Origin of the sequence: Mesorhizobium sp. B2-7-2 (assembly GCF_006440775.1) — a bacterium.
GTDB lineage: Bacteria > Pseudomonadota > Alphaproteobacteria > Rhizobiales > Rhizobiaceae > Mesorhizobium.
Genome location: NZ_VFTZ01000018.1, coordinates 86125 through 112166, shown reverse-complemented (window position 1 = coordinate 112166; position 26042 = coordinate 86125). Strand labels below are relative to the sequence as shown.

The window sequence follows — 26042 nt, the reverse complement described above, 5'->3', positions numbered from 1 at the left end:
ACTGGGGAACTGGGGAACTGGGGAACTGGGGAACTGGGGAACTGGGGAACTGGAGAATTGAGGAATTGAGGAATTGAGGAATTGAAGAATTGAAGAAGAAGGGCGGGGCCAAGCGTCGGCGCCTTTTCCCCAGTTCCTCAATTCTTCAATTCTTCAGTTCCTCTTCTGGCCGGTATCGACTCACCCGACCCGCGCCCGGGCTTCGAGATAACGGCTGATCGCGGCGTTGAGCTCGCCGCCGAGGATGAAGATCGCCGAGATGATGTAGAGGAAGACGACCGCGATCATGATCGAGGCGAGCCCGGCATAGGTCGTCACATAGGACGAGAAATGGTCGAGATAGGTGGCAAAGATCGTCGACCCGACCAGCCAGGCGACCAGCGTGAAGACGATGCCCGGTATGATCGAGACGAAGCGGCGCTTGCCGGCCGGCAGCCAGATATGCACCGAGAACAGCCCGATGACGATGACTGTCGAGGCGATCACGTAACGCCAGATGGTGATCGTTCCCATATAGGGCTTGATCCATTCCAGATGCGCTTCCGCCAGCCGCGCCAGCAGCGGCGCGAACACCAGAAGCACGCTGATGGCGAGGAAGCAGGCGGTGGCGATCAGGACGAAGATGATGCTCTGCACCCTGCGGTGGACGATGCCGCGCGTCTCGGTGACGCGATAGGCGCGGTTGAGCGAGGTGCGCAGCGCCTCGATGCCGTTCGAGGCAAAATAAGCCGCCAGCAGCACGCCATAGGTCAGAAGGTCGGTGCGACGTACGGTGAGCACGTTCAGCACCTCATGCGCGATCGGCTTGGCGATCTGCTCCGGCCATGTGTCGAAGACCAGATGCACGGCCGTGTCGGCGAAGGCGCGCGCGCCGAGGAAGCTGGCCAGCGTGGTGGCGAAGATCAGGAACGGAAACAGCGCCATCAGCGAGGTGATCGCCAGATGGCTGGCCATCGCCCAGCCGTCATCGGTATTGAAATGGCCAATCGCATCGTAGAGCACGCGCTTGAGGGCAACGATATTCCGCAGCAAGGACCCGCGCTCCGCTCGATTGTGTCGACGCCGCGAATATGGGAAGTGATTGCGGTAAATGGCAACCCCAGGTCTCACAACGCGCCCCGCGGCAGAAGAGTTGCGCACCGTCATCGTCACCGGCGCCTCCTCCGGTATCGGCGCCTACTGCGCGCGGGCGTTGAAGGCGGAAGGCTGGCGGGTCTTCGCCACGGCGCGCAGGCCGGCCGACATTGCGGCCCTCGAGGCCGACGGCCTGGAGGCCTTCTATCTCGACTATCGCGAGCCCGAATCCATCGCCGCCTTGGTCGATGCGGTGCTGGAGCGGACCGGCGGCACGCTTGGCGCGCTCTTCAACAACGGCGCCTACGCCCAGCCCGGCGCCGTCGAGGACCTGCCGGTCGCAGCACTTCGCGAGCAGTTCGAGGCCAATTTCTTCGGCTGGCACGATCTCACCCGGCGGGTCGTGCCGGTCATGCGCCGCCAGGGGCACGGCCGGCTCGTCCACTGCTCCTCGATCCTCGGACTGGCGCCGGTCCGCTTCCGCGGCGCTTATTCGGCCTCCAAGCACGCCATCGAAGGCCTGATGCTGTGCATGCGCCAGGAGCTCGAAGGCAGCGGCATCCATCTTTCCCTCATCGAACCGGGACCGGTGAGGTCGAAGATCGCCAGCAATGGCCTGCCCTGGTTCGTGAAGAATATCGACGTCGAGAATTCCGTCCACCGCGCCGATTATCAGGCGCAGCTCGCAAGGCTTCAGGCCGGCGGCAGCGTGTCGAAGCTGAAGCCGGGACCGGAGATCGTGCACAGGGCGTTGCGCCACGCGCTTCTGTCACAGCGCCCGCGCCCGCACTATGTGGTAACGGTACCGGCCAGGATCGGCGCGGCGCTGAAACGCATCCTGCCGGCCTCCCTGCTCTACCGCGTGCTCGCCAGGCGCGCCTGACCGAACCTGAACCGGAGCCAGCCAGATGCTCATCATCTTCAAGATTCTCGCCATCGTCGCGATGGCCGCCGTGGTGATCGTGCTGGTCCGCGGCCTGATCAACATGATGCGCGGCGGCTCCGGCTTCACCTCGAACAAGCTGATGCAGGCGCGCATCATGCTGCAGGCCGTGGCCTTGGCGCTGCTGTTACTGGTTGTCTATTTCACGCGCAAATAGAGGATCTCAGAGGGGACGGCGTGGTCAAGCTCAACAAGATCTACACCCGCACCGGCGACGACGGTACCACCGGGCTCGGCACCGGCGAGCGGCGGCTGAAATCCGACCTGCGCGTCGACGCCTATGGCACCGTCGACGAGGCCAATGCCTGCATCGGCATGGCCCGCGTCCACACCGGCGCCGAGCATCCGGCGATCGACGCCATGCTGTCGCGTATCCAGAACGACCTGTTCGACCTGGGCGCCGACCTCGCCGTGCCGGACGACGGCAGGCCGCTGGAACACGAGCCGCTGCGCATCGTCGCCGCCCAGACCGATCGCGTCGAGCAGGATATCGACGCGCTCAACAAGGAACTGCAGCCGCTGAAATCCTTCGTGCTGAACGGCGGCACGGCGGCCGCGGCCGCCCTCCATCTTGCCCGCACCGTGGCGCGCCGCGCCGAGCGCCTGATGGTGGCGCTGGCGCAGGATCCGGCCGAGCATGTCAACCCCGAGGCGCTCAAATACATCAACCGCGTCTCGGATTTCCTGTTCGTCGCCGCCCGCGCGGTCAATGACAATGGAAAGGCCGACGTGCTATGGGTTCCCGGCAAGAACCGCTGAATCCGGAGGCGGGAGGGTCCGATGTTCATCCCGCTTTACGACACCAACAGGCTGCGCCACATCCGGCTGCAATATGTGACGATCGGCCTGATCGTGGCGAACGTGCTGGTCTACCTGGCGACCACGCTCGGCGGTGAAAACTTCACCAATGCCGCGGTTCTCGGTCTCGGCTTCATCCCGTCGGTGGTTCACGACAAGGTCGAGCTCTCGCCCGAATTCGTCGTCATCCCCGAGAGCCTGAGCTATCTCACCTATTCCTTCCTGCATGCCGACATCTTCCATCTCGGCGGCAACATGCTGTTCCTCTGGGTGTTCGGCGACAATGTCGAGGATGCGCTCGGCCATATCCGCTATCTGATCTTCTACCTCGCCTGCGCCGTCGCCGGCGCCTTCTTCCAGGGGTTGGTGGCCTGGGATTCGCAGGTGCCGTTGATCGGCGCCTCGGGCGCCATCGCCGGCGTCGTCGCCGCTTATCTGATCCTCTACCCCCGGGTGAAGGTCTGGGTGCTGGCCTTTGCCCGCATTCCGCTGCGCATCCCGGCCTTCATTCCGCTGATCCTGTGGATCCTGTTCCAGGTCGTGATGTTTGCCGCGGGCGGCGAGGACCAGATCTCCTGGGCCTGCCATATCGGCGGCATCATCGCCGGATCGATCCTGGTGCTGGTGCTGCGCAGCCGCGGCGTGCCGCTGCTGGCCGGCGCCGACGGCGAGCCGGACCCGACGCCCAACATCCAGCAGCCGCCCGTTCCTGTCGAGCCGGCCGCGAGCGATCCGGCGCAGCCGGCGGCGCAATGGGGCCGTGGAGCAGCGGCGCCCCGGGACTGAACCGATTTGGGTGCGTCGTGGGATATTGACGCGCCGATTTGTCGCCACTACGGAAACGGCACAGTTGGGCGGATATTCCGTCCGTGATGTCGGCTTTCGACAACTCTGACAGGGCGCACGCTGCTATAGCGCCCCGACTATCTCAGGAGAGGTGACAGGAAAATGAAGATCCTTGTGCCCGTGAAGCGGGTTGTGGACGCCAACGTCAAGGTCCGGGTGAAGGCCGACGGACTGGGCGTCGAGCTTGCCAACGTCAAGATGGCGATGAACCCGTTCGACGAGATCGCGGTCGAGGAAGCCATCCGCATCAAGGAAGCCGGCAAGGCGGAAGAAATCATCGTCGTCTCGATCGGCCCGCAGCAGGCGCAGGAGACGCTGCGCACCGCGCTCGCCATGGGTGCCGACCGCGCCATTCTGGTCAAGACCGACGAGCAGACCGAGCCGCTGGGCGTCGCCAAGGTGCTGAAGGGCGTGGTCGAGGCGGAGGCGCCCGGCCTCGTCATCCTCGGCAAGCAGGCGATCGACGACGATTCGAACCAGACCGGCCAGATGCTGGCGGCACTGCTTGGTTGGTCGCAGGGCACCTTCGCGTCCAAGATCGTGCTCGAAGGCGATCAGGCCAAGGTGACGCGCGAGGTCGACGGCGGCCTGCAGACGGTGGAATTGAAGATGCCGGCGATCGTCACCGCCGACCTTCGCCTCAACCAGCCGCGCTATGCCTCGTTGCCCAACATCATGAAGGCCAAGAAGAAGCCGCTCGACGAGAAGAGCCCGGCCGACTACGGCGCCGACGTCAAGCCGCGCCTCAAGGTGATCAAGACCGAGGAGCCAGGCGGCCGCAAGGCGGGCGTCAAGGTCAAGAGCGTGGCCGAGCTGGTCGAGAAGCTGAAGAACGAAGCCGGCGTGCTTTAAAGCGATCGGAAAAGGACAAAGAAAATGGCAATTCTCCTCATCGCAGAACACGACAACGCAAGTCTTTCCGACCAGACCGCCAAGGCGCTGTCGGCCGCCCTCCAGATCGGCTCCGATGTCGACGTGCTGGTGGCCGGCAAGGGCGCCAAGGCAGCTGCCGATGCCGCTGCCAAGTTGAAAGGCGTGCGCAAGGTGCTGCTCGCCGAGGCCGACGAGCTTGCCGAGCGTCTCGCGGAACCGACGGCGGCGCTGGTCGTCTCGCTCGCCGGCTCCTATGACGCGATCGTCGCGCCCGCGACCTCGTCGGGCAAGAACATCGCGCCGCGCGTGGCGGCACTCCTCGACGTCGCCCAGGTGTCCGAGATCATCGAAGTTGTCTCGCCGGATACCTTCAAGCGGCCGATCTATGCCGGCAACGCCATCCAGACCGTGCAGGCGACCGACGCCAAGAAGGTCATCACGGTGCGCACCGCGTCCTTCGCGGCGGCGCCCGAAGGCGGCTCGGCCTCGGTCGAGACGGTCGGCGCCGCCGCCAATCCGGGCCTCTCCTCCTTCATCGAGAACAAGCTTTCCGAGAACGATCGTCCGGAGCTGACTTCGGCCAAGATCATCATCTCGGGCGGCCGCGCGCTCGGCTCGTCGGAGAAGTTCCAGGAAGTCATCCTGCCGGTCGCCGACAAGCTCGGCGCCGCGGTCGGCGCCTCGCGCGCCGCGGTCGACGCCGGCTACGCGCCGAACGACTGGCAGGTCGGCCAGACCGGCAAGGTGGTCGCGCCCGACCTCTACATCGCCGTCGGCATTTCCGGCGCCATCCAGCACCTGGCCGGCATGAAGGATTCCAAGGTGATCGTCGCCATCAACAAGGACGAGGAAGCCCCGATCTTCCAGGTCGCCGATTACGGCCTGGTCGGCGATCTCTTCGTCATCCTGCCGGAGCTGCAAAAGGCGCTTTGACGCCAGCGGTTCTGGCATATTAAAATCGGAAGGGTGGGGTAGACGAAGTCGCCCCGCCCTTTTAGTTTGCACTGCACAAAAAGCGGGCCATCAAGGCCTGAAGCCAATCCGGCGGTTTTGCGTCCGGATTGCAGGAAATGAACAACAGGAGCGTTTCCGCGCTTCAAGAAGCGGAAGATGCTCCGGACGGGATCGGGGTCATGAGCAAGATCGAGACGATCGGCATTGTCGGCGCGGGTCAGATGGGTGGCGGTATCGCCCATGTCTCGGCGCTGGGCGGCTACAAGGTCCTGATCCACGACGTGTCGCCCGACCGTATCGAGAAGGGCATCGCCACCATCAGCGGCAACATGGCGCGCCAGGTCGGTTCCGGCAAGCTCGAGGAGAAGGCGCGCAACGAAGCAATGGCGCGTATTTCCGCCGCCCCGACCATGGCCGATCTAGCGGCCGCCGATCTGGTGATCGAAGCGGCGACCGAGGACGAGACGGTCAAGCGCAAGATCTACGCGCAGCTTTGCCCGCAGCTCAACCCGGAAGCGATCCTGGCGACAAACACCTCGTCGATCTCGATCACCCGGCTTGCCGCGCAGACCGACCGGCCGGAACGCTTCATCGGCATTCATTTCATGAACCCGGTGCCGGTGATGAAGCTGGTCGAGCTGGTGCGCGGTATCGCCACGGAGGACCAGACCTTCGAGGCTGCCAAGAGCTATGTGAAGCACCTCGACAAGACGATCACCGTTTCCGAGGATTTCCCGGCCTTCATCGTCAACCGCATCCTTTTGCCGATGATCAACGAGGCGATCTACACGCTCTATGAGGGCGTCGGCACGGTCGACGCCATCGATACCGCCATGCGGCTCGGCGCCAACCACCCGATGGGACCGCTGCAGCTTGCCGACTTCATCGGCCTCGACACCTGCCTGTCGATCATGCAGGTGCTGCATGAGGGCCTGTCGGATTCGAAATACCGCCCCTGCCCGCTGCTGGTGAAATATGTCGAGGCCGGCTGGCTCGGCCGCAAGACCGGCCGCGGCTTCTACGACTATCGCGGCGACCATCCGGTGCCGACGCGCTGATCTTCCCCGGCTGAACCCTTTCGAAACGGCTCAGGACGCCGCGGCGAGCGGCGGAGGTGGCACGCCGACTTTCGAAATTTCGTCTTCGTCGGGCGCGGCGGAAACGCAGCCGCGCCCGGCCGCCTTGGCGGCATAGCAGGCGGCGTCGGCGCGGGCGATGATCTCGTCCACTTCGCCGCAACCGGCGCGGATCGGCGCAAGCCCGATGCTGGCGCCGATCGAATGCGGGCGCCCGTCCCAGCTGAAGTCGAGGTTGCCGATGGCGTCGATGATCGAGCGCGCCGCAATCGGCCCGTGCGCCGCGGCGCCCGATTTGAGGACGACGGCGAACTCGTCGCCGCCAAGCCGCGCAACGATGTCTTCCGGGCCAAGCACATTGCGCAGGGCGTCGGCCACGCGCTTGAGCAGCGCATCGCCCGCGGCATGGCCGCCGGTGTCGTTGACCGCCTTGAAGTGATCGAGATCGACGAACATGAACTGATGCTCGCCGCCATTGAGGCGGCATTGGTCGACCAGGTCCTCCATGATGCGGATGAAGCTCGAGCGATTGGCGAGCCCGGTCAGCGCGTCGTGGGCGGCGGCGTAGGCCAGCTGGCGCTGCAGGGCGCGCGCGTCGCTGAAATCCTGGAAGACGATGACGAGGCCGCAGAACTCGTGGCGGTCGTTCATGATCGGCGACACCACCTGGCGGATGCTGCAGCGCGTGTCGTCGCGCCGGACAAGGACAGCGCGCGTGTTCTGGTCGCAGTGCGGCCGCTCGCTCGTGGAAGGGCGCGAGAGCGCGATTTTCTGTCCGCTTTCCTCGTCGACCGCCCAGTAGACATGGCCGAGCTGCTTGCCCAGGGCCTCGCCGACTTCGACGCCGGTGAGTTTTTCCGCGACCGGGTTCATGAAGGTGATGCGGTTGGCGGCATCGGTGCAGATCACCGCGTCGCCGATCGACTGCAGCGTCACCCTGAGACGCTCTTTCTCGTCGGCCAGCATAGCCGCCGAAACCATCAGCCGCGCCTCGGCCTCCTTGCGTTCCGTGATATCGGTCAGGCTGCCGATTGCCCGGATCAGCCGGCCCCCGCCGTCGCGCTCGATCGCCTTGCCGCGGTCGAGAATCCAGACCCAGCGGCCGTCCTTGTGGCGCATCCGGAACTCGGCCTCGAAAAAGGGCGTCTCGCCGGCAAGATGCGCGCGATCCGCCTCGGCAACGCGTTCCTGGTCGTCGGGATGGATCATGGTCAGCCAGCGATCGGGGTCGCCGTCGAGCTCGCCATCGGCATAGCCCAGCATCTTCACCCAGGTTTCGGAATAGGTGGTGCCGCCCCTGCGCATGTCGAGGCTCCAGATACCCTGTCCGGCACTGGTGAGCGCGAAATTCCACCGGTCCTCCGCCTCGGCGATGCGCGCTTCGGCCTGCTTGCGCGCATCGATGTCCTCGATCTGCGACACCAGATAGAGCGGACGACCTGTCTCCTCTTCACGGATGACCGAGCCGGCGAGCTGCGCCCAGACCGGGGTGCCGTCCTTGCGCAGATACCGCTTCTCGAAATGGAAGGAGTGGATCTTGCCTTCCTTCAGGCTCGTCATCGTCTCGCGGCCGATCTGCAGGTCGTCGGGATGCGTGATCTGGAAGAAAGTCAGCGCCTCGATCTCCGCGCGGGTGTATCCGAGCATGTCGGCGAAGGCGGGGTTGGCCTGAACGACGCGGCCATCGAGGCCGACAATGGCGACGCCGATCGCCGAATCCTCCATGGCCCGGCGGAAGCGTTGCTCGCTCTCGGCAATCTGCCGGCGGTCGTCGATGATCTTGCGGATGAACAGCGCCGAGACAAACAGCGTGACGGCCGTGACGGCGACGGATATCTGCAGGCAGATCTTCAGCGCGTCCGTGCCGAGTTCCAGCGCCGGCAACAGGACCGATGCCGTCAAGGCAACGAGTCCGGCTGCCATCAAGACGGGCACGGCGCGCTTGCCGGCCCGCAGACCTTTCCAACTCAACCACGCCACAATGCGATCCCACCCAATGCGCGACTGCGCGTTGCCACAACCCTGGCGGATCGATTTTAAGGAATGGTTGCACGAGCGGCAGCGGCCGCTCCGATAACCGGCAAACAATTGCCGGTATGATTAAGGTACTGTTTCAAAACTGTACCGAAGGATCGGTGTGTAATCCTACCAGCGGACGAAAAACCGCCCGCCAAGCGCGCCGAGCGCGGTGAGGAAGGCGATCGCGACCGTATACCAGGTGGCGACGAAGAGCGGCGAATCGTCGAAGCAATGCGCGGCGTAGAAGGTAGCCGCGAGCCCGCCCGCGAGCAGGCCCGCCACCGCGCCCGCCAACACCGGCCGCGTCGGCGCGCCATAGCGCAGCATGCCGAGGAAGATCGCCAGCGGGCCGATGCCGATCAGCGGGATGAAGCTCATGCAGATCATCATGTTCGAGCCGATAAGCCGCTTGCCCCAATCGGCCTCGGGCACGACGAAAAGCTCGAGAACCACCGCCAGCACCACCAGAAGCGGCGCGGCAATCATCCGGGCCATTGCGCGCCTGGTCGAGGCGCCCGGCATCGACAGCGCGCGGATCAGCGCGAAGGCGCTCACCGCGAGCGTCAGCGTGAACACGAATTTGGACATGAAGCGCATCGTGTGCATAGCGGGCATGATGTCGGGACGCGGCCCGATGGTCGCGAAGAAGACCGCCGCCGCGATCACCATGGCCACGCCGACCGCCAGCCACCAGGCTTTGCCCATCGGCATCGCCTCGTCGCGGGCATCGGCGTCGAGCGCCTTGATGAGATCCTCTGTCCTCATGTCGCTGTTCGTCCAAATCTTTTGGCGATCGCGGCCAGGCCGCGATGCAGCGAAACGCGCACCGCCGTCTCGCTGATGCCGAGCTTGGCCGCCGTCTCGCCGATCGACTGCCCGTCGACCGAGATCAAGGAGACCACGGAGCGTTGCGACGGCGGCAGGCCGTCTAGCGCCCGGTTGATGTCGCGCTCGCTCACCGTTTCCGTCTCCGGCTCGGCGAAGGTTTCCGCGATCTCGTCGATCTCGACCTCGATGCGCCGTCCGCGGCGGCGGAACGCGTCGATCAGCTTGAAACGGGCGATCGCATAGACCCAGGGCAGCACCGGCGCATCCGGCCGCCAGGTGTGGCGTTTGACATGAATGGCCAGCAAGGTTTCCTGCACGACATCCTCGGGATCGACCCCGCCTTGAACGATCTTGCGCCGGACAAAGCCGCGAACGAGGGCGGCGATCCCGTGCAGAAAGTCGGCATAAGCCCTTTCGTCTCCCGCGATCGCGGCCCTGAGCAGCCGGGAAAGCTCGGCCTCATCCTTGCCGGTCACAAGAGTTCACCCCCAATGTTCGCGTCTCGGCCCTGGTTTGTTACGTGGCCGGCGAAATAATGTCCAAGCCAAACTGCCGCAAAATCACGAAAGTTTGCGGAACGGCGACCGATTGAAGCAGGGTCACAATGTTGACTATTACAATCATGTATTGATAGGTGCAGCCGTGCCCAAAACCCCTGTCTCGAATTGAGGACGATGCCCATGAAAATTGCCCTATCCACGCTCGCCGGCGCCGCGCTGGCGCTCGGCCTGACCGCAGGCTCCGCCATGGCCAAGGATCAAGGCATCGTCGTCTACAATGCCCAGCATGAGAGCCTCGCCAAGGAATGGGCAGCGGGCTTCACCAAGGAAACCGGCATCAAGGTTACGCTGCGCAACGGCGGCGACAGCGACTTCTCCAACCAGATCGTCGCCGAGGGAGCGGCCTCGCCGGCCGACGTGTTCCTGACCGAGAATTCGCCGGCAATGGCGCTGGTCGAGGCCGCCGGCCTGTTCGCGCCGGTCGACGCCGATACGCTGGCGCAGGTGCCGCAGGAATACCAGCCGTCGACTGGCAAGTGGGTCGGCGTTGCCGCCCGCAGCACCGTCTTTGCCTATAACAAGGCCAAGCTGAAGGAAGACCAGTTGCCGAAGTCGCTGCTCGATCTTGCCGATCCGAGCTGGAAGGGCCGCTGGGCCGCTTCGCCGTCCGGCGCCGACTTCCAGGCCATTGTCAGCGCCCTGCTTGAGCTCAAGGGCGAGGCCGCTACCGCCGACTGGCTGAAGGCGATGAAGGAGAATTTCACCGCCTACAAGGGCAACTCAACGGTGATGAAGGCGGTCAATGCCGGCGAGATCGACGGCGGCGTGATCTACCACTATTACTATTTTGGCGATCAGGCCAAGACCGGCGAGAACAGCGGGAATGTCGGCCTGCACTATTTCAAGAACCAGGACCCGGGCGCCTTCGTTTCGGTGTCGGGCGGCGGCGTGCTGGCTTCCAGCAAGCATCCGAAGGAAGCCCAGGCATTCCTGAAGTGGGTGACCGGCAAGGGCGGCCAGGATGTGCTGAAGACCGGAACGTCCTATGAATATGCGATCGGCAAGGATGCCCAATCCAACCCTAAGCTGGTGCCGCTGACCGACCTGCAGGCGCCGAAAGTCGATCCGGCGATGCTGAATTCCAAGAAGGTCATCGACCTGATGACGCAAGCCGGCTTGCTTTAGTTCGCGTTCGTCCTAAAAGGGCAAACGACCGTGCTCCCGCGGGAATTTGCCTTCCGCGGGAGCGTTTTTGTTTGGAGATCGCTTCGTCGATGATAATCGACTGCGCTTCGACCCGCCTGAGTGTCACATCGCACCGCTTCCGCCGGCAGGCGGAGGCGACCCAGCGGCCTGCCTGATGCAATCGGCGCTCGACATGACGCCGGCAAGACTGGCGGCGGCGGGAATGAAGAAACGCCGGTCCGCGTCGTGGATCACGCTCGCTGCAGCCCTTATCTCTCTCACCGCGCTGCTGCCGCTCGCCTTCATCGTCTGGGCCGCGATCCAGACCGGCAGGGGCACCGTGGTGGCGCTGATCTTCCGCCCGCGCGTCGGCGAATTGCTGGTCAACACCATGCTCCTCGTGGTCGTCACGGTGCCGATCGCCATCGTGCTGTCGGTGGCGCTCGCCTGGCTGACCGAGCGCAGCGACCTGCCCGGCAATCGCTGGTGGTCGTGGCTTTCGGTCGCGCCACTCGCCATCCCCGCTTTCGTGCACTCCTATGCCTGGATCAGCTTCGTTCCGGGCCTGCACGGGCTGTGGGCCGGCGTGCTGGTCTCCGTCATCGCTTATTTCCCATTCCTTTACCTGCCGATCGCCGCCGCGCTGCGCCGCCTCGATCCGGCGCTGGAGGATGCGGCCGCAGCGCTCGGTCTTGACCCGTGGCGGGTCTTCGCGCGTGTCGTCCTGCCGCAGCTCAGGCTCGCCATCTGCGGCGGCTCGCTGCTGGTCGGCCTGCATTTGCTTGCTGAATACGGCCTCTATGTCTTCATCCGTTTCGACACCTTCACCACCGCGATCGTCGACCAATTCCAGTCGACCTTCAACGGTCCGGCAGCCAACATGCTGGCCGCCGTGCTGGTGGTCTGCTGCCTTTTCCTGCTCGCCCTCGAGGTGACGATCCGCGGCGAGGAGCGCTATGCCCGCGTCGGTTCCGGCGCCGCGCGCAAGCAGCAGCGTGCTCGCCTCGGCCGCGCCGCCTTGCCCTGCCTGCTTTTGCCGGCCGGCGTCGCGTTGCTGTCGCTCGGCGTGCCCTTCGTCACGATCAGCCGCTGGCTGCTCGCCGGCGGCACGGAAGTCTGGCGTTGGGACGAGATCGGCCTGGCGCTCGGCCAGACGCTGTTCCTCGCCATCGCCGGCGCGGTGCTCGCAACGGTCGCCGCCATGCCCATGGCCTGGATCTCGATCCGCGCGCCGGGGCCGCTGCAGCGCCTGCTCGAGAGCTGCAACTATATCGTCGGCGCGTTGCCGGGCGTGGTCATCGCGCTGGCACTGGTGACCATCACCGTGCGCGTCGCGCTGCCGCTCTACCAGACGCTGTTCACCATCCTGTTCGGTTACGCGCTGATGTTCCTGCCGCGCGCGCTGATAAGCCTGCGTGCCTCGATCGCGCAGGCGCCGGTGGAGCTGGAGCGCGCCGCCTCCAGCCTCGGCCGTCCGCCGGTCAAGGCGCTGTGGTCGACGACCATCCGCCTTTCGGCGCCGGGCGCCGCGGCCGGCATGGCGATGGTGGCGCTCGGCATCACCAACGAGCTCACCGCCACCCAGATGCTGGCGCCCAACGGCACCCGCACGCTGGCGATGGCATTTTGGTCCTACAGCGGCGAGATCGACTACGCCTCCGCCGCCCCTTACGCGCTGATCATGGTGGCGATGTCGTTGCCGATGACCTGGTGGCTCTACATCCAATCGAAGCGGATGGCCGGACGATGAGCTTTCTCGAACTCAGCGGCGTCGCGAAGAGCTACGGCCCGGTGACGGCGCTCGCCGGCGTCGACCTGAAAGTCGAAAGCGGCAGCCGCACCGCGATCGTCGGGCCGTCCGGCTGCGGCAAGACCACCTTGCTCAGGCTGATCGCCGGCTTCGAGGCGCCGGATCGCGGCCGCATCGCGCTCGACGGCAAGGTGCTCGCCAATGGCGGCGCGGCCGTGCCGGCGCATCGCCGCGGCATCGGCGTGGTGGCCCAGGACGGTGCCCTGTTCCCGCATCTCACCATCGCCGACAATATCGGCTTCGGCATCCCGCGGAATGCCGACAAGCGAACCGAGCATATTGTCGAGCTCGCCTACATCGTCGGGCTGGACAAGGCGATCCTGAAGCGCCGGCCGCACGAGCTTTCCGGTGGCCAGCAGCAGCGCGTGGCGCTTGCCCGCGCCATGGCGATGAAGCCCAGGCTGATGCTGCTCGACGAACCGTTTTCGGCGCTAGACACCGGGCTTCGCGCTTCGATGCGCAAGGCGGTGGCCGAGCTTCTGGAAGAGGCGGGCATCACCACCATCCTGGTCACGCACGACCAGGCCGAGGCGCTGTCCTTCGCCAGCCAGGTGGCGGTTATGCGCGAAGGGCTGTTCTCGCAGGTCGGCACGCCGCGCGAGCTCTATTTCCAACCCAGGGACAGGATGGTCGCCGAGTTCCTCGGCGACGCCATCATCGTGCCGGCCAGGATCGCGGATGGCTTCGCCGTATCGCGGCTCGGCCGCGTCGCCGTCGACACGAAGGGACGGCGCGATGTCGCCCGCATCATGCTGCGGCCTGAGCAGATCCTGCTCAAACGGACCTCGCGCGAAGGCATGTCGGGCACACCCGACATGCTGTTCGGCGAAGTGACGGACTGCGAGTTCGCGGGCTCGGTCTGCACCGTCGCGGTGCGGCTGCTCAACAGCCCGGACCCGCCCGATGCTGCCGCCATCGGCAACACGCCGCTGATCCTGCGCAGGACAGGCATGGACGCGCCGGAGATCGGCGAGATCGTGCGCTTGACCGTCACCGGCAAGGCGCATGTCTTTGCTTGATCTCCACCTTGAGAATAATGCAATTCTGCATTATTCTTGAGCTAGGAGGCCATTATGACGACACTGACGGTTACTGCGCGGGGTCAGGTCACGTTCCGGAAGGACGTGCTCAAGCATCTCGGCATCCAGCCCGGCGACAAGATCAGGCTTGATCTTCTACCCGGCGGGCGGGCGGAGCTGAAAGCCGACCAGGGCAAGGGCTCCTGGCAAGAGCTGAGCGGGATGCTCAAGGCCAAGACGAACGGCGCACGGCTTTCGATCGATGAGATCAACGATGCGATCGCCGACGCCGGCGCTTCGAGCGGGATGCGCGGAATCGAGCGCAAGTGAAGATCGGCCTCGACACCAACGTGCTGTTGCGCCTTGTCGTCGGGGACGACGAAGCGCAGCAACGGACCGCAGCCGAGACCCTGGAAGCAGCCGAGCTGGTCGCGATCAGCGTTCAAGCGCTCTGTGAATTTGTTTGGGTGCTGGACAGAAGTTACCGGGTCGCGCGGCCCGACATATCCGCCTCGATCCGCCGCACCCTCGATATGCGCAACGTCGTAGCCAACCGACCAACGATCGAAGCGGGCCTGGCCGTGCTCGACGCCGGTGGCGATTTCGCGGATGGCGTGATCGCGTTCGACGGCCAGTGGCTCGGCGGCGAAACTTTCGTGTCCTTCGACAAGAGAGCGGCAAAGCTCGTCGAAGGGTTGGGAACGCCCACGCTGTTGCTCGGGTGATTTCTACCGCACGCGCTGCCCGGTCGCCGGCGACCAAAGCGGCCATTGCTCCAGGAAATCAACGCTGTGGATGACCACGCGCTGCCCATCGATCAGGATGATCGAATAGGCGGGCGGCGCCTGCTCGACCACTTCGTCGCCGACCAGGTCGAGCATGAAGCGGGCATGCAGGCCGCGCTGCACCGAAAACGGAATGCCGGCGACGGTGCCGGCGATGTCGCGATGGACATGGCCGAAGAAGATGTAGCGGACATTGCCATGGCGGGTCAGCACGTCGATGAGCCGCTGCGGCTGTTCGAGGCCGAGCGGGTCGAGCAGCGTGAGCCCGAGCTCAACCGGTGGATGATGCAGGAAAATATAGGCGGCCTTGCCCGCCGCCTCGCCAAGCCGTGCGTCGAGCCATGCAAGCCGGTTGTCGCACAACTCGCCGGTGACGCGGCCTTCCGCCAGGCTGTCGACAAAAACGAGGCGCCCTTCCGGCGTGTCGAGCACCGACTGCACGAAACCGTTGCCGTCCGTCCCGTTATCCGGAAAGGCGGCGATCAGATTGGCGCGCCGGTCATGGTTTCCAGGCAGCAGCTGGTAAGGCACAGTGAGCCGGCTCAGCGCCGATTTCAAATCGGCATAGCTCTCGGCCTCGCCGTCGTCGGCCAGATCGCCGGTGAAGATGCAGAGCGCCGCATCGCCATGCCGCGCATTGATATGATCTATGCATCGATCGAGCCGCTCATTCAGATCCGCGCCGTAGCGCATCTGGCGCCGACGATCGAGATGGATGTCGGTGACCTGGATGATCTTCATTCCGTGAACCCTCAGATAATTTGCAAAGTCAGCCTTGCAAGGCCCGCCTTACAGCACCGGTTCCGGCACCGAAGCCTTGAAAACGTCGAGCCTGGCGCCCGTCTCCGAGGAGAAGAAGTGCAGGTCCGCTTCGGCGAACTGCAGGCCGACCGTGCTGCCCGGTTCGGGGTGGACGGTCTCGGACGTCACGATGGAGAACGGCGCGCCGTCGAGATCGACATAGACGACGCGGCCGGCGCCCAATTCCTCGACGAGGTCGACGGTCGCCGCGAGCGCTCCGGGCGTGCCCGGCGCCACCATGCGCACCGCCTCCGGCCGGACGCCGACAGCGACTTTCGCGCCGACCGGCAGGCCCGTGCGCGACACGTTGAGCTTGCGGCTGCCGCCGAGCAATGACAGCCCGTCGAGCGTGACGGTGCCTTCGAGCATGTTCATCGCCGGCGCGCCGACGAAGGTGGCCACGAAGCGGCTCGCCGGCCGGCTGTAGACTTCCGCCGGTGTGCCCACCTGCTCGACGCGGCCGCCATTCATCACCACCAGCCGGTCGGCCAGCGTCATCGCCTCGACCTGGTCGTGCGTGACGAAGACGGAAGTGGCGCTGAGGCGCCGGTGCAGCTTGCGGATTTCGGAGCGCATCTGCACCCGCAGCTTGGCGTCGAGGTTTGAGAGCGGCTCGTCGAAGAGGAACACCTTCGGCTCGCGGATCATGGCGCGGCCCATGGCGACGCGCTGGCGCTGGCCGCCGGAGAGCGCCATCGGCTTGCGGTCGAGCAGGTGCTCCAGCTCCAGGACGCGCGCCACCGCCTGGACGCGCTGGGCGCGTTCGGCCGACGGAACGCCGGCCACCTTCAGCGAATAGCCGATGTTCTGGGCCACGCTCATATGCGGGTAGAGCGCGTAGTTCTGGAACACCATGGCGCAGCCGCGCTCGCGCGGCTCGAGCTTGTTGACCACCGTGCCGTCGATCGCGATCGTGCCATCGGAAATCTCTTCCAGCCCGGCGATCATTCTGAGCAGCGTGGACTTGCCGCAACCGGAGGGTCCGAGGATGACGACGAATTCGCCCGACGCGAAGTCGAGGTCGACGCCATGCACGACCTGCGTCTTGGCGTAGTTCTTCTTGACGCCGCGAATGGTGATGGAGGCCATTTTCCGTCTCCTTATTTTTCGGTGGCGATCAGGCCGCGCACGAACCAGCGCTGCATCAGCACCACGACGATCAGCGGCGGCAGCATGACGATCAGAGTGCCGGCCATGGCGATATGCCATTCCGGCGCGCCGCCGACATTGGGTATCAGCTGCTTCAGCTCTGTCACCGCCATCGCATGCGACTGGTCGGTGGTGATAAGCAACGGCCACAGATACTGGTTCCAGGCCCACAGGAACATGATGGTGCCGAGCGCCGCCATGTTGTTGCGCGACAGCGGCAGCAGGATATCGACGAAGAAGCGCAGCGCGCCGGCTCCGTCCATGCGCGCCGCCTCGGTCAATTCGTCCGGCACGGTCAGGAAGAACTGGCGGTAGAGGAAGGTGCCGGTGGCGGTGGCGACCAGCGGCAGGATCAGGCCGCTATAGGAATTGAGCAATCCCAGGCTGAGCGAAACCTGCACGCCCGAGACCCTCTCGATGAGCCAGGAAAGGCCGGTCAGGTCCATGATCGCCTGATAGGGCTCGAGCACGTTGGCGACCACCGCGTAGGTCGGCACGATGCGCACCTCGAGCGGCAGCATCAGTGTGATGAAGATCAGCCAGAACATCAGCATGCGGCCGGGATAGCGGAAGTAGACGATCGAGAAGGCGGTCAGCGCCGAGATGATGACTTTGCCGGCGGCGACGCCGAACGCCATGATGAAGGAGTTGAGCAGCTTCGGGCCGAGATCGGCGGTGGTCCAGGCCGTCTTGATGTTGACCCAGAAGTCGCTGCCCGGCAGCAGCGACATCGGCACGTCGTTGACGTCCTTCAGATTGTGCGAGGCGGCGATCGCTACGATCACGAACGGCGCCACGCAGAATACGAAGCCGACGAACAGGATCAGATGCGTGAAGAAATTGAGGATCGGGGTGCGCTCGACCATGGCCCGCCTCAACGATAATGCACGCGCCGCTCGATGAAGCGGAACTGGACGATGGTGAGCGCGATGATGAGCAGCATCAGTATGATGCTCTGCGCGGCGGCGCCTGAATAATCCAAACCTTTGAAGCCGTCGGAATAGATCTTGTAGACCATCAGATTGGTGGCGTTGGCCGGTCCGCCTGCGGTCATGATGTCGACGATGCCGAAGGAATCCTGGAAGCTCTCGGTGATGTTGATGACCAGCAGGAAGAAGATGGTCGGCGTGATCAGCGGGAACTGGATATCCCAGAAGCGCCTGATGACGCCGGAGCCATCCATCGCCGCCGCCTCGATCAGCGAGCGCGGAATTGCCTGGAAGGCGGCGAGGAAGAAAATGAAATTGTAGCCGACATACTTCCACGAGAAGGCGATGATGATGGAGGCCATGGCGTCGGTGCCGTCAAGGCCAGGGTCCCAGAAGCCGGGCCAGACCTGGTTGACTACGGCCATGAAGCCGGCTTCCGGTGCCAGGATGAAGCGAAACGCCAGCGCCAGCGCCGGTGCCGCGATGCCGTAGGGCCAGATCAGCACCACGCGATAAAGCCATGAGCCGGCAAGTTGGCGGTCGGTCAAGGCGGCGAGAACCAGCGCGATTGTCATCGCAAGTCCCGTGCTGATGCCGGCGAAGATCATGCTGGCGGTGATCGAGTCCCAGTAGCTGGCGTTGGACAGGATCGAGCGGAAATTGTCGAGCCCGACCCAGATATTGCCGCCGCCCCAGGGCTGCTGCAGCGTCAGCGACCAGTACACGGCCTGCCCGGCTGGCCAGTAGAAGAAGGTGAAGATCAGAATAAGCTGCGGCACCGCGAACAGGATGCCGATCGTCCATTTGCTGAAAGTGACGCGTTTTTCCATCGATCCGCCGATGTCGTTGAACCGCCAACCCGCTCGCGCGGCACAAGACTAAGGCATGTCTCCCGAAAGTGGGAACCGGTTTCGCGACAAAGACGTGCCCAACTCAAAAACCCCTATGAAATGGCCGCCCGTCGATGCTCGGCGGGCGGCCGTTCCAATATCCGGGATCAGGGCAGGGTCTTACCCGGATAGGTCTGCTGGAAGCGCTCGAGGATCGCGTCGCCATTCTTGACCAGCGCGTCGAGGCCTTCCTGCACGCTGACCTTGTTGGCGAAGATCGCCTGCATCTGCGTGCCGAATTCGGCGCGGATCTGGGTGAAGTTGCCGAGGCGGATGCCGCGGGTGATCTCGGTCGGCTCCGACGCGGTCAGGCTGGCGATCGCCACTTCGCGGCCCTTATAGGGCGCCTTGTCGTAAAAGCCGTCGGACTTCATGAAATCGAAGCCCGACTTCGTCACCGGAATGTAGCCGGTGTTGGTCGACCAGAACAAAGCGGTCTTGGGGTCGTGGATGAAGTTGAGGAACGCGGCCGCGCCCTTGTATTCCGCGTCCGACTTGCCCGACAGCACCCACAGCGAAGCGCCGCCGACCAGCGAGTTCTTGCGCTCGGTGCCGGCATAGACCGGCAGCTCGGCCACGTCCCATTTCATGCCTTCCTTCTGGGTGCGGCCGACCGTGCCGTGATCGCCGACCGAGGTCAGGATGAGCTGGCAGGTGCCGGTGGCGAAGGCCTGAACCATGTCCTGGCCGAGGTCCTTGGACTTGATCTTGACCAGGCCGGCGTCATACCACTTCTTGAGATCGGTGACGTATTGGACGAACTTGGTCTTGTTGACTTCGAGACGAGCGTCGAGACCGTCATAGCCATTGTTCTTGGTCGCGATCGGCTGGTTGTGCAGCGCTGAGAACTGCTCCATCAGCTGCCAGCTTTCGTTGGCCGAGATGTTGATCGCCATCGGGCAATCATAGCCGGCGTCCTTCAGCGCCTTGAGGTCGGCGGCGACGTCTTCCCAGGTCTTCGGCGCCTCGGTCTTGCCGATCTTGGCGAAGGCGTCCTTGTTCCAGTACATCAGCGCCGTCGACGAGTTGAACGGGAACGACAGCATCTCGCCCTTCGACGTCGCGTAGTAGCGGGCGATGCCCGGGAAATAGTCGCTGTAATCGATCTTGTAGCCGTTCTCTTCCATCAGCTTGTCGGCGGGCTTGTAGGCGCCCGACAGCATCATGGTGGCGGTGCCGACGTCATAGACCTGGACGACGGTGGGCTGCTTGCCGGCGCGGAAAGCGGCGATCGTGTTCTGCAGCGTGGCGTCGTAATTGCCCTGGCTGGTGCAGACGACCTGGTAGTCCTTCTGGGAATCGTTGAAGTTCTTGCACAGCGTGTCGACGACGCGGGCGAGGTCGCCCGAAAGACCGAACCAGAAGTCGAATTTGACCGGCTCGGCAAAGGCAGGAATCGCAAGCGCGGTGCTGAGCGCGCCGGCGGCAAGGGCGGCAAAGCCCCGCTTGATGATCGTCATGGTTTTTCCCTCTTGAGTGGCAGTGTGACAAGGTTTTTGCGCAAGTCCTTGCCCGCTCTCATAGAGAAGGTATGTGACAGTTCTGTTGTGGGCCCGAAGCCCTGTGGACAGCCAGTCTCTCCTCCCCCGGCAGCGGTTGCGCCGGCATGAAAACGTCACATCGGCGCTCTAGGAAGCTAGGGCGCTGCGAAGCGTCGAAAAGACCTCCGTGATTAACCGGCTAACTGGATGAGAAGAGACATGCTGGTCCCGCAGCTCACGCACGTGCCCGTCGCCGCCCGCAACGCGATGCGGGACGGACCGCGCGACAGCGCTACTCATCTGCGCCACGCGGCCGCCGTTCGCGCCCTCGGCGAGATCGAGATCGGCGGCCGGGCGTCACGCGAGAGCACCGGCGAGAGCCTGACCGTCATGGCCTGGAACGTCGAGCGGCTGCGCCATGTCGATGCCATCGCCGCAACGATCGCCGGCCGGGCGCCACACGTCGTGCTGCTTTCGGAAGTTGACAAGGGCATGGCGCGCTCCGGCAACGGCCATCTTTTGAGCCGGCTTGCCGATCGTCTAGGCCATTCCTACGCCTATGGCGTCGAATTCCTCGAACTCGGCGCCGGCAATGAGACCGAGCAGGCGGCAAATGGCGGCGCCGAGAACATCGAGGGCTTCCACGGCAACGCCATAACCAGTGCCGTTCCGCTGCTGCGGCCCTTTCTCATTCGCCTGGACGCCGCTGGCGCCTGGTTCCTGCCGGAGCACGGCCAACCGCGCATCGGCGGCCGCATGGCGCTCGGCGGCCAGGTGATGGTCGGCGACCATCGGGTCACCGTCGTCTCGGTGCATCTCGAGAACCGTACGACCCCTGCCGGCCGCGCCGACCAGACGCGGCATCTGCTCGACGCCATCGACAGATATGACGCGGAAGCGCCGGTGCTGATCGGCGGCGATTTCAACACGCTGACCGCCACCTATGAAGAGCGTCACGCCGATCCGGCCGCATGGCAGGCGCACATCGACGCCGAACCGGACCGGCTGATGTGCCCCGACCGCCACGAGCCCCTCTTCGCCATCATGGCCGGGCGTGGCTACGATTGGCGCGACGCCAACACGCTGGACAAGCCGACGCAGCGGCGCCCGGCGGGCGACGCCACGCCCACCGGACATATCGACTGGTTCTTCACCCGCGGCCTCGCGGCAAGCGCATCGGCGACACTGCCGGCGGTGTTGCCGGACGGCAGCCCGAGCGCCGACCACGAGGCGCTGGTGGTTACGGTGCGGGTAAGATAGCGGTCACGATCCGGGTTCGAGCGCCGCTTCCACCAGCCGCTTGGCATCAGGGCTCGACCATTCGGCCGGGCCGTTCATATGCGCGATCAGGCAGCCTTCGCCGTCGATCAGCATGGTCACGGGAAGCCCGAGCGCCAGCCCGCGCGTCTTCGCCTCATTGAACAGGGCGATCGTCGGGTCCCGGTAAAAGCCGAGCGTCTCGACGCCGATCTCCTTGAGGAACTTCTTCGGCTTCGCGTCGTCGCCGGTATCGACATTGACCGCGATCACCTCGAATTCCTTGCTGCCCTTCTCCTTCTGCAGCGCATCGAGCGCCGGCATCTCGGCGCGGCACGGCGCGCACCATGTGGCCCACAGATTGAGCAGCACGGTCTTGCCGGCATGGTCGGCGATTGTCATTGGCTTGCCGTCGGGGCCGTTGAAGGCCAAGCTCTTCAGCGACTGCGGCGGATCGGCCGGCTGCAGCGCCGCGACCTGGCCGACGGCCTTGGCGGCGACCTGCTTGGCCCGTCCGGCCTTGGCCTCGCAGGCGGCATCGTCCTTGCCGGCGGCCGCGACGGCCTTCTCGGGAGCGTTGTTGCCAGAACCGCTCTCGCTGACATATACCGCGACCGCGCCGGCCAGCACGCCCGCCACCAAAGCGGCGAGGATGAGGCGCGTAGCCGGAAAAAAGAATCTCTTGCCGTCTGCCATTTTCAAACTGCTCCGGAGCACGGGTTATAGCGATGAGCGACAAGAAGGCCAGCAACCAGATGTGGGGCGGACGTTTTGCCTCGGGTCCGGCCGCGATCATGGAAGCGATCAACGCGTCGATCGGCTTCGACCGCAAGCTCTATGCGCAGGACATAAGCGGATCGATCGCCCATAGCGAGATGTTGGCTGAAACGGGCATTATTTCGGCCGCCGATCAAGAAAAAATCGCTCACGGGCTGAACACTATTCTGAAAGAGATCGAGGCCGGCACGTTCGAATTCTCGACCAAGCTCGAAGACATCCACATGAATGTCGAGGCCCGCCTTGCCGACCTGATCGGCCCGGCGGCGGGACGCCTGCACACCGCCCGCTCGCGCAACGACCAGGTGGCGGTCGATCTCCGGCTTTGGGTCAAGCAGGAATGCCAGCGTATCGCTCGGGCGCTGAAGGACCTGATCGCCGCGTTCCTGGAACGCGCCGAGGAGCATGCGGCGACCGTCATGCCCGGCTTTACCCATATGCAGGCGGCGCAGCCGGTGACCTTTGGGCATCACCTGATGGCCTATATCGAGATGTTCGGCCGCGACCTCTCGCGCGTCCGCGACGCCATCGAGCGCATGGATGAAAGCCCGCTGGGCGCCGCGGCCCTTGCCGGCACGAGCTTCGGCATCGACCGACACATGACGGCGAAGGCGTTGGGTTTCCGCGAGCCGACGCGCAATTCCCTCGACAGCGTCTCGGACCGCGATTTCGCGCTCGAGTTCCTGAGCCTTGCCGCGATCTGCGCGACGCACCTCTCCAGGCTCGCCGAGGAGATCATTATCTGGTCGACGCCGCAATTCGGCTTCATCCGCCTGTCGGATTCCTTCTCCACCGGCTCCTCGATCATGCCGCAGAAGAAGAACCCGGACGCTGCCGAGCTGGTGCGCGGCAAGACCGGCCGCGTCAACGGCCATCTCGTCGGCCTGCTGACCGTGATGAAGGGCATGCCGCTGACCTACGGCAAGGACATGCAGGAAGACAAGGAAGCGGTCTTCGACGCCGCCGAGACACTCGACCTGATGCTGGCGGCGACCGCCGGCATGGTGCGCGACATGACCGTCAACGCCGCCGCCATGAAGAAGGCGGCAGGCGCCGGTCACGCCACCGCGACCGATCTTGCCGACTGGCTGGTGCGCAATCTGGGCCTCCCCTTCCGCGAAGCCCACCATGTCACCGGCCGCGCCGTGGCGCTGGCCGAGGAGAAGAAGCTCGGGCTGGAAAAGCTCTCGCTGGACGACCTGCGCTCGATCCATTCGGGCATCACCGACGACATCTTCTCGGTGCTTGCCGTGCAGAATTCGGTCAAGAGCCGCACGAGCTTCGGCGGCACCGCGCCGTCGGAAGTGCGAAAGCAGATCCGCTACTGGAAAAAGCGGCTTGCCAAGCCTTAATGCATGTCGCCCACAAGTGTGCAGCGGTTCTGGGACAACGACATGCATTAAAACAAAGATTTAAAGCGCGTCGCGCTTTAAATTGCCGGGATGCAAAGCGCTGAAAACTCGGCTAAAAGCGCAGCACGCAATCAGTTTCGAACGGATGGATCGATGACCCGTAGCAGGATTTTGGTGACGCTGGCGCTGCTGGCTGCGGTTGTCACCGTCACGGCCTGCGGCAGGAAGACCGGCCTCGACACGCCTTATGAGGCGGCGGAACAGGCACGCAAGGATGCCGAACGCGCCAAGCAGCCGGTGCCGCCCGAGCCGGAAAAACCCGTAAAGGACAGGAAATTCATCCTCGATCCCCTGCTCTAGAGCCGGTGAGATCGATCCGGTCTCATCGAGCTTCAACTTTCCGGAACCAACACCCGTGAACCATTTCGACTACCGCAACGGCGTGCTCCATGCCGAGGACGTCGCCATTCCCGACATTGCAGCCGAGGTCGGCACGCCCTTCTATTGCTATTCGACGGCGACGCTGACCCGGCATTTCCGCGTCTTCAAGGAGGCTTTTTCCGGCCTCGACGCGCTGGTTTGCTACGCCATGAAGGCGAATTCCAACCAGGCCGTGCTGAGGACGCTGGCCAGGCAGGGCGCAGGCGCCGACGTGGTCTCCGAAGGCGAATTGCGCCGCGCTTTGGCCGCCGGCATCCCTGCCGGCAAGATCCTGTTTTCCGGCGTAGGCAAGACCGCGCGGGAAATGGACTTTGCCCTCAATGCCGGCATTCTCTGCTTCAACGTCGAATCCGAGCCTGAGCTGGAGCTTTTGTCGGCGCGCGCCGTGGTCCTCGGCAAGGTGGCGCCCGTCTCGCTGCGCATCAATCCGGATGTCGATGCCAGGACGCACAAGAAGATCTCGACCGGCAAGGCCGAGAACAAGTTCGGCATTCCCTGGCAGCGCGCGCGGCAGGTCTATGCCCGCGCGGCTGAACTGCCCGGGATCAAGATAACCGGCATCGACACTCATATCGGCAGCCAGATCACCGAATTGCAGCCTTTCGACGATGCCTTCGCATTGCTGGTCGAGCTGGTCGGCGCGCTGCGCGCCGACGGACATGCGATCGAGCATGTCGATCTCGGCGGCGGCCTCGGCATTCCTTACCGCGTCGACAACAGCCCGCCCCCTTTGCCCGACGCCTATGCCGAGATCGTCAGGAAGCACGTCGCCAGGCTCGGCCTGAAAGTGATGTTCGAGCCCGGCCGCCTGATCGTCGGCAATGCCGGCATCCTGGTGTCCGAGGTCATCTATGTGAAGGAAGGCGACGCCAAGAACTTCCTCGTCGTCGACGCCGCCATGAACGACCTGATCCGGCCGACGCTCTATGACGCCTTCCACGACATCAGACCGGTGGTGCAGCCGCCTGCTTCGGCGCCGCGTATGAAGGTCGACGTCGTCGGGCCGGTCTGCGAGACCGGCGATTTCATCGGCCTCGACCGCGATCTTCCGAGATTGAAGTCGGGCGACCTGATCGCGGTTTCCACCGCCGGCGCCTATGGCGCGGTGCAGGCCGGCACCTATAACACCAGGCTCCTGGTGCCCGAGGTGCTGGTCGACGGCGACCGTTTTCACGTCGTGCGGCCGCGCCAAACCTATGAGGACCTGATTGGATTGGATTCGGTCCCCGACTGGCTGAAGTAACCGAGCGGCGCGCCTTAAGGAGCTGGCCATGCTGGAAAAAAAGACGATCATGCGCGAACGCATCGCCGCCGTGGAGCCGCGCATCCGGCCCTATGTGCGCCACACGCCGGTCATGCGCGTCGACATGGCGGATTTCAACCGGCCCGCCTTTCCGGTCGACCTGAAGCTCGAATGTCTCCAGCATTCCGGCTCGTTCAAGGTGCGCGGCGCCTTCGCCAACCTGCTCGAACGCCAGGTGCCCGAAGCCGGCGTGGTCGCCGCGTCCGGCGGCAATCATGGCGCCGCCGTCGCTTACGCCGCCATGAAGCTCGGGCACAAGGCGACCATCTTCGTGCCCGAAGTCAGCCCGCCGGCGAAGCTCATGCGCATTCGCGGCTACGGCGCCGAGCTGATCGTCGGCGGCGCCCGCTATGCCGAAGCGCTGGCCGCCAGCGAAGACTTCGCGGCCAGGACCGGCGCCCTGCAGATCCACGCCTTCAACCAGGAGGAAACGCTGCTCGGCCAGGGCACGCTCGGTCTGGAGATCGAGGCCGATCTGCGTGGGATCGACACGCTGCTGGTCGCGGTCGGCGGCGGCGGCCTTATCGGCGGCATCGCCGCCTGGTTCGCTGGCCGCATCCGCATCGTCGCCATCGAGCCGGAAGGGGCGCCGACGCTTTACCGCGCCCTGGAGGCCGGCCAGCCGGTCGATGCGCCCGCCGAGGGCATTGCCGCCGATTCGCTGGCGCCGAAGCGCGTCGGCGAAATGATGTTTCCGATCGCCGAAGCCTTCGTCGAGCGCTCGATCCTGGTCGGCGACGACGACATCGTCGCGGCGCAGAAGGCGCTGTGGGACCGCGTGCGAATCATTGCCGAGCCGGGTGGCGCCGCCGCCTTCGCGGCCATGCTTTCCGGACGCTATGTGCCCGGAGACGGCGAGCGCGTGGCCGTCCTCGTCTGCGGCTCGAACACGAATCTCGCCAATTTCTGATCATAACCCGGCCAAACCGCTTCACGTTTTTTGGAACCCGCC

At 64.7% G+C, this 26042-nt stretch carries 27 protein-coding genes; 17 read left to right on the top strand and 10 right to left on the bottom strand.

Features of this window, described 5'->3' with window-relative positions; genetic code table 11:
* Positions 1–180 precede the first annotated feature (180 nt).
* Positions 181–1032, bottom strand: a complete 852-nt coding sequence (locus FJ425_RS22790; protein WP_140632851.1) for a YihY/virulence factor BrkB family protein — start codon at positions 1030–1032, stop codon at positions 181–183.
* Positions 1033–1090: 58 nt separating this feature from the next.
* Here FJ425_RS22790 and FJ425_RS22785 point away from each other — a divergent pair, with 58 nt between their 5' ends.
* The 7 genes from FJ425_RS22785 (at position 1091) to FJ425_RS22755 (ending at position 6546) form a co-directional block, all read left to right on the top strand.
* Entirely contained in the window at positions 1091–1957 is an 867-nt protein-coding gene (locus FJ425_RS22785) for an SDR family oxidoreductase (RefSeq protein WP_140632854.1), read from the top strand.
* A gap of 25 nt (positions 1958–1982) precedes the next feature.
* Positions 1983–2174, top strand: a complete 192-nt coding sequence (locus tag FJ425_RS22780; RefSeq protein ID WP_095767495.1) for a twin transmembrane helix small protein — start codon at positions 1983–1985, stop codon at positions 2172–2174.
* 20 nt (positions 2175–2194) lie between these two features.
* The gene (locus tag FJ425_RS22775) at positions 2195–2776 is read left to right on the top strand and encodes a cob(I)yrinic acid a,c-diamide adenosyltransferase (protein ID WP_140632857.1); all 582 of its coding nucleotides are present in this window, start codon (positions 2195–2197) and stop codon (positions 2774–2776) included.
* Positions 2777–2797: 21 nt separating this feature from the next.
* Positions 2798–3601, top strand: a complete 804-nt coding sequence (locus FJ425_RS22770; protein WP_140632860.1) for a rhomboid family intramembrane serine protease — start codon at positions 2798–2800, stop codon at positions 3599–3601.
* 162 nt (positions 3602–3763) lie between these two features.
* A complete protein-coding gene (locus tag FJ425_RS22765; RefSeq protein ID WP_140632863.1) occupies positions 3764–4513 on the top strand; it encodes an electron transfer flavoprotein subunit beta/FixA family protein in 750 nt (249 codons plus the stop codon).
* A gap of 24 nt (positions 4514–4537) precedes the next feature.
* Positions 4538–5467 carry an electron transfer flavoprotein subunit alpha/FixB family protein gene (locus FJ425_RS22760; RefSeq protein ID WP_140632866.1) on the top strand — a complete coding sequence of 310 codons (930 nt, stop codon included), beginning with the start codon at positions 4538–4540 and terminating at the stop codon, positions 5465–5467.
* Between the two features lie 200 nt (positions 5468–5667).
* Complete coding sequence (locus FJ425_RS22755; RefSeq protein ID WP_140632869.1) at positions 5668–6546, top strand: 3-hydroxybutyryl-CoA dehydrogenase; 879 nt, start codon at positions 5668–5670, stop codon at positions 6544–6546.
* Positions 6547–6576: 30 nt separating this feature from the next.
* Here the strand turns inward: FJ425_RS22755 and FJ425_RS22750 are convergent, their stop codons facing one another.
* The 3 genes from FJ425_RS22750 to FJ425_RS22740 form a co-directional block, all read right to left on the bottom strand.
* Entirely contained in the window at positions 6577–8466 is a 1890-nt protein-coding gene (locus FJ425_RS22750) for a PAS domain S-box protein (RefSeq protein ID WP_246677985.1), read from the bottom strand.
* Between the two features lie 243 nt (positions 8467–8709).
* Positions 8710–9348, bottom strand: a complete 639-nt coding sequence (locus FJ425_RS22745; protein WP_140726220.1) for an NrsF family protein — start codon at positions 9346–9348, stop codon at positions 8710–8712.
* Positions 9345–9887, bottom strand: coding sequence for a sigma-70 family RNA polymerase sigma factor (locus tag FJ425_RS22740; RefSeq protein ID WP_140542601.1), 543 nt, complete (start codon positions 9885–9887; stop codon positions 9345–9347). The genes FJ425_RS22745 and FJ425_RS22740 overlap by 4 nt, the downstream gene beginning before the upstream one ends.
* A 204-nt stretch (positions 9888–10091) precedes the next feature.
* Between FJ425_RS22740 and FJ425_RS22735 the strand changes: the two genes are divergently transcribed.
* From FJ425_RS22735 to FJ425_RS22715, 5 genes are all read left to right on the top strand, one after another.
* On the top strand, positions 10092–11096 hold the full coding sequence (locus FJ425_RS22735; protein WP_140726218.1) for an iron ABC transporter substrate-binding protein: 1005 nt from the start codon (positions 10092–10094) through the stop codon (positions 11094–11096).
* 193 nt (positions 11097–11289) lie between these two features.
* Positions 11290–12846, top strand: a complete 1557-nt coding sequence (locus FJ425_RS22730; protein WP_246677986.1) for an iron ABC transporter permease — start codon at positions 11290–11292, stop codon at positions 12844–12846.
* Entirely contained in the window at positions 12843–13925 is a 1083-nt protein-coding gene (locus FJ425_RS22725) for an ABC transporter ATP-binding protein (RefSeq protein WP_140632885.1), read from the top strand. The genes FJ425_RS22730 and FJ425_RS22725 overlap by 4 nt, the downstream gene beginning before the upstream one ends.
* A 54-nt stretch (positions 13926–13979) precedes the next feature.
* Positions 13980–14255 (top strand): AbrB/MazE/SpoVT family DNA-binding domain-containing protein, encoded by a 276-nt coding sequence (locus FJ425_RS22720; protein ID WP_140542597.1) that lies wholly within the window; start codon positions 13980–13982, stop codon positions 14253–14255.
* Positions 14252–14650 carry a type II toxin-antitoxin system VapC family toxin gene (locus tag FJ425_RS22715; protein ID WP_140542596.1) on the top strand — a complete coding sequence of 133 codons (399 nt, stop codon included), beginning with the start codon at positions 14252–14254 and terminating at the stop codon, positions 14648–14650. The genes FJ425_RS22720 and FJ425_RS22715 overlap by 4 nt, the downstream gene beginning before the upstream one ends.
* Before the next feature lie 3 nt (positions 14651–14653).
* Here the strand turns inward: FJ425_RS22715 and FJ425_RS22710 are convergent, their stop codons facing one another.
* The 5 genes from FJ425_RS22710 to FJ425_RS22690 form a co-directional block, all read right to left on the bottom strand.
* A complete protein-coding gene (locus tag FJ425_RS22710; protein ID WP_140542595.1) occupies positions 14654–15451 on the bottom strand; it encodes a phosphodiesterase in 798 nt (265 codons plus the stop codon).
* Positions 15452–15499: 48 nt separating this feature from the next.
* On the bottom strand, positions 15500–16600 hold the full coding sequence (gene ugpC, locus FJ425_RS22705; protein ID WP_140542594.1) for a sn-glycerol-3-phosphate ABC transporter ATP-binding protein UgpC: 1101 nt from the start codon (positions 16598–16600) through the stop codon (positions 15500–15502).
* An 11-nt stretch (positions 16601–16611) separates the two neighbouring features.
* Positions 16612–17526: an ABC transporter permease subunit gene (locus FJ425_RS22700; protein WP_140632888.1), complete on the bottom strand. Its 915-nt coding sequence runs from the start codon at positions 17524–17526 to the stop codon at positions 16612–16614.
* 8 nt (positions 17527–17534) lie between these two features.
* Complete coding sequence (locus FJ425_RS22695; protein ID WP_140542592.1) at positions 17535–18419, bottom strand: ABC transporter permease subunit; 885 nt, start codon at positions 18417–18419, stop codon at positions 17535–17537.
* Positions 18420–18586: 167 nt separating this feature from the next.
* Complete coding sequence (locus tag FJ425_RS22690) at positions 18587–19939, bottom strand: extracellular solute-binding protein (RefSeq protein ID WP_140632891.1); 1353 nt, start codon at positions 19937–19939, stop codon at positions 18587–18589.
* Between the two features lie 240 nt (positions 19940–20179).
* Here FJ425_RS22690 and FJ425_RS22685 point away from each other — a divergent pair, with 240 nt between their 5' ends.
* Positions 20180–21220 carry an endonuclease/exonuclease/phosphatase family protein gene (locus tag FJ425_RS22685; protein WP_140542590.1) on the top strand — a complete coding sequence of 347 codons (1041 nt, stop codon included), beginning with the start codon at positions 20180–20182 and terminating at the stop codon, positions 21218–21220.
* Positions 21221–21223: 3 nt separating this feature from the next.
* On the opposite strand, the gene FJ425_RS22680 is transcribed toward FJ425_RS22685, so the two are convergent.
* Positions 21224–21913 carry a TlpA disulfide reductase family protein gene (locus tag FJ425_RS22680; RefSeq protein WP_140632894.1) on the bottom strand — a complete coding sequence of 230 codons (690 nt, stop codon included), beginning with the start codon at positions 21911–21913 and terminating at the stop codon, positions 21224–21226.
* 32 nt (positions 21914–21945) lie between these two features.
* Here FJ425_RS22680 and argH point away from each other — a divergent pair, with 32 nt between their 5' ends.
* The 4 genes from argH (at position 21946) to FJ425_RS22660 (ending at position 26000) form a co-directional block, all read left to right on the top strand.
* The gene (argH, locus tag FJ425_RS22675; RefSeq protein WP_140632897.1) at positions 21946–23346 is read left to right on the top strand and encodes an argininosuccinate lyase; all 1401 of its coding nucleotides are present in this window, start codon (positions 21946–21948) and stop codon (positions 23344–23346) included.
* Between the two features lie 153 nt (positions 23347–23499).
* Complete coding sequence (locus FJ425_RS22670) at positions 23500–23706, top strand: lipoprotein (protein WP_095767477.1); 207 nt, start codon at positions 23500–23502, stop codon at positions 23704–23706.
* Between the two features lie 55 nt (positions 23707–23761).
* Entirely contained in the window at positions 23762–25030 is a 1269-nt protein-coding gene (gene lysA / locus FJ425_RS22665) for a diaminopimelate decarboxylase (protein ID WP_140632900.1), read from the top strand.
* 28 nt (positions 25031–25058) lie between these two features.
* Entirely contained in the window at positions 25059–26000 is a 942-nt protein-coding gene (locus FJ425_RS22660) for a threonine/serine dehydratase (protein WP_140726212.1), read from the top strand.
* The last annotated feature ends 42 nt before the right edge of the window (positions 26001–26042 follow it).